The 3,258-nt window shown below is 65.3% G+C and carries 4 protein-coding genes; 3 read left to right on the top strand and 1 reads right to left on the bottom strand.

Features of this window, described 5'->3' with window-relative positions; genetic code table 11:
• Positions 1-1,277, top strand: a 1,277-nt coding sequence (locus B3D39_RS17780) for a glycosyltransferase family 2 protein (RefSeq protein WP_286789930.1), incomplete at its 5' end; no start/stop codon positions are given.
• On the opposite strand, the gene B3D39_RS17775 is transcribed toward B3D39_RS17780, so the two are convergent.
• Positions 1,278-1,931 (bottom strand): GntR family transcriptional regulator, encoded by a 654-nt coding sequence (locus tag B3D39_RS17775; RefSeq protein ID WP_078519773.1) that lies wholly within the window; start codon positions 1,929-1,931, stop codon positions 1,278-1,280. It abuts the gene before it with no gap.
• Positions 1,932-2,027: 96 nt separating this feature from the next.
• Between B3D39_RS17775 and B3D39_RS17770 the strand changes: the two genes are divergently transcribed.
• Entirely contained in the window at positions 2,028-2,729 is a 702-nt protein-coding gene (locus tag B3D39_RS17770; protein ID WP_274963805.1) for a pyrimidine 5'-nucleotidase, read from the top strand.
• A 114-nt stretch (positions 2,730-2,843) separates the two neighbouring features.
• Entirely contained in the window at positions 2,844-3,071 is a 228-nt protein-coding gene (locus B3D39_RS17765; RefSeq protein WP_078569545.1) for a hypothetical protein, read from the top strand.
• The last annotated feature ends 187 nt before the right edge of the window (positions 3,072-3,258 follow it).

The following is a 3,258-nucleotide window of genomic DNA, read 5'->3' as shown; positions in this document are numbered from 1 at the left end:
CCCGCCGCCGTCCCGCCCCTGACCCGTGCGACCGTAGCGCGCCAAGGGGACGGCTCCCGATCATCTCGATGATGGTCCCGCTCTTTCGCGAGACGGACATCGCCGCACGACTGGTCGAACGGCTCGGCAAGCTGCGCTATCCGCGCGAATTGCTCGACGTGATCCTCGTCGTCGAGCAGACCGACGCAATGACTCTGGCAGCCCTATCCGGCGCCGATCTGCCGCGCTGGATGCGGGTGGTCACGGTGCCGGACGGGCCGATCAAGACCAAGCCGCGCGCGCTCAACTACGCGCTGAACTTCTGCCGCGGATCGGTGATCGGGATCTGGGATGCCGAGGACGCGCCCGAACCGGATCAGCTGCAGATCGCCGCCCAACGCTTCCTCGCGGCCCCACCCGAGACCGCCTGCCTGCAAGGCATCCTCGACTATTACAATCCGCGCACCAACTGGCTCGCACGCTGTTTCACCGTGGAATATGCGACATGGTTCCGGATGTTCCTGCCGGGGCTCGCGCGGCTCGGTTTCGTCGTGCCTCTGGGCGGCACGACCCTGTTCTTCCGCCGCGACGCGCTGGAGAAGCTGGGCGGCTGGGACGCCCATAACGTGACCGAAGATGCCGATCTCGGCGTGCGCCTCGCGCGACACGGCTACCGCACCGAATTGATCCCGGCGGTTACCTACGAGGAAGCCAACTGCCGCGCTGTGCCCTGGGTCAAACAACGCTCACGCTGGCTCAAGGGCTATGCGATGACCTGGGCGGTCCATATGCGCGATCCCGTGCAGCTCTGGCGCGATCTCGGAACGAAACGCTTCATCGGGGTGCAAATCCTGATCCTCGGATCGCTCTCGCAATATGTTCTGGCCCCGGTACTGTGGAGCTTCTGGCTCGCGCTGTTCGGGGTCTGGCATCCGATCGCGAGCGCCCTGCCCGGCCCCGCCTTCGCGCTTGTCATGGGCACCTTCATCCTGTCGGAGCTGATCGCGATCACGACCTCGGCCTGGGCCTGCCGCAGCGCGGAGCATCGCCATCTGATCAAATGGGTGCCGACGCTGCATCTCTATTACCCGCTGGGGGCGCTGGCAGGCTGGAAGGCGCTGTATGAGTTGGTCGCGCGGCCCTTCTACTGGGACAAGACGAGCCACGGCATTTTCGATGCCCATAGCAGCACAGCGCCGGACAGCGCGCAGCACAGGCTTCTCGAGGAAGTCGCAGCCGCACAGGCCGGGGCAAAGCCCGGACCGCAGCGTCTGGCGCGTGCGCCGCTTATCGGCTGATCAGAGCGCCTCGGCCCAGTGGCCCGCCGTGCCGTGATGCGCAGCGTCGAGCGTGAGGCGCGTCTCGAAGGCGCGCGAGATATGGGCGCGCAGTGCCGAGGCAGCCGCATCGCCATTGCCTTCGCGGATCGCATCGACAATCGCCTGATGCTCGTCGAGCGCCGCTTCGCCGCGCCCCTTCACCGCAAGCGAGGTCGTCGCGAGAAGTGCCATTGAGCGGTGCACGAGGTCGAGCTGCTGGACGAGGTAACGATTATGCGAGGCGAGGTGAATTTGGTGGTGGAACCGGCGATTGGCCCGGCTCAGAGCCTCCGGATCGTCGAGTTGACCGCGATCCTCGTCGATCATGTTCTGCAGCACGCGGACCTCTTCGGGGGCCGCATGTTTCGCCGCCAGTTGCGCGGCCAGCGCCTCCAGCTCGGCGCGCACGATATAGAGCTCCGCCAGCTGGTTGTGATCGAGCGAGGCTACGATCAACGACCGCCCGTCGCGGGCCAGCATTTGCTGGGTTTCGAGCCGCTGCAGCGCCTCGCGCACCGGGGTGCGTGACACTCCGAACCGCTCCGCCAATTCGGATTCGACCAAACGGTCCCCGGGGCGGTAAACGCCTTCGTCGATGGCGTCGAGTATGAGAGTGTAGGCGTCTTTTTGCATGCAACCTGCTTTCGCGTTCTGCCAGAGATTAGGCGCGGGCCGCCCCCGGTGACAAGCAGATTGCACCTGCGCGCCCCGCGACCTAGCTTGCAGCCCATGACAGACAGCTCCGCGCCTGCCCCCGCCTCCGCCACCCCCACCGACCGCGATCTCGCCGCCGAGTTCGCGCATGTCGACGCCTGGGTGTTCGATCTCGACAACACGCTCTACCCGCCAGAGGCGCGGCTCTTCGACCAGATCGAAGTGAAGATGACCGATTTCGTGATGCGCTCGCTGGGCGTCGATCGCGCGCGGGCCGACCATCTGCGCCACCACTACTGGCAGCTTTACGGCACCACGCTGGCGGGTCTGATGCACGAGCACGATGTGGACCCTGCCCCCTATCTCCACGAGGTGCACGAGATTTCACTCGACCATCTGGTGGTGGATAAGGCGCTGCGCGCAGGCATCGAAGCCCTGCCGGGACGCAAGATCGTCTATACGAACGGCTCAGCCCCCTATGCGACGCGGGTGATCGCGGCGCGCGGGCTGACGGGTCTGTTCGACGGGGTCTATGGCGTCGAGCATGCCGAGTTCCATCCCAAGCCGCGCGCCGAAGCTTTCGACCGGGTTTTCGCGCAAGCCGGGATCGCGCCCGACCGCGGTGCGATGTTCGAAGACGACGCCCGCAACCTGCGCCATCCCCATGCGATCGGGATGAAGACCGTGCATGTCGCCCCCGCTCCCGCGCCGGAGGATCACATCCACTATCACACAGCCGATCTCGCCGGGTTCCTGCGCAAAATCACGCGCGCATGAGGGGAATGTGACGGCGCTGCGACAATATGGCACGGCTTCGCATCTTTATCGAAACGAGATGCATCTTTAAATCACGGTGGCCTGTCAGGGAGACAGCAAACGGGAGAATCGATTATGACCATGACGACCGCCGATTCCGGCGTTTCGGCCTATGTGGCCGATCATTCCGAAACCGAGCACAAGCAGATTTCGCCGGCTTTCATGTTCACCCTCGCCTTCGTCGTCGTGGCTCTGGCCGCGGGCATGGTCGCGACCATGGGCCTTGGCGGCCTGATCCTCTGGGCCGTGGGCGCCACCTGGATCATGCTCGGCCTCATCGTGGTGATGACAGCAGGCGGCTGACGTCGCATTAGAAGAATTCTCGCCCTTGGCGAACACGGCCCGGATCCGCGCGATCCGGGCTGTTTCTTTTTGCGCCCCGCGTTGCGGGACCTGCACACCCCCGGCTTGCGTTTCGCTGTGTCGCCGCGTCGCATCCCGGCGGCGGATCATTGCACCTGCCCGCGCCGGAGGGCAAAGTGGCACGGAT

It is taken from the genome of Thioclava sp. UBA3469, assembly GCF_002378135.1.
In the GTDB taxonomy this organism is placed as follows: domain Bacteria; phylum Pseudomonadota; class Alphaproteobacteria; order Rhodobacterales; family Rhodobacteraceae; genus Thioclava; species Thioclava sediminum.
Note: the sequence above shows the minus strand (reverse complement) of the source record. Positions and strands in the feature narration are given on the sequence as shown.

Excerpts from the sequence above, each read along its gene's own strand:
- B3D39_RS17775 (WP_078519773.1), bottom strand. The coding sequence starts at position 1,931 with ATGCAAAAAGACGCCTACACTCTCATACTCGACGCCATCGACGAAGGC.
- B3D39_RS17770 (WP_274963805.1), top strand. The coding sequence starts at position 2,028 with ATGACAGACAGCTCCGCGCCTGCCCCCGCCTCCGCCACCCCCACCGAC.
- B3D39_RS17765 (WP_078569545.1), top strand. The coding sequence starts at position 2,844 with ATGACCATGACGACCGCCGATTCCGGCGTTTCGGCCTATGTGGCCGAT.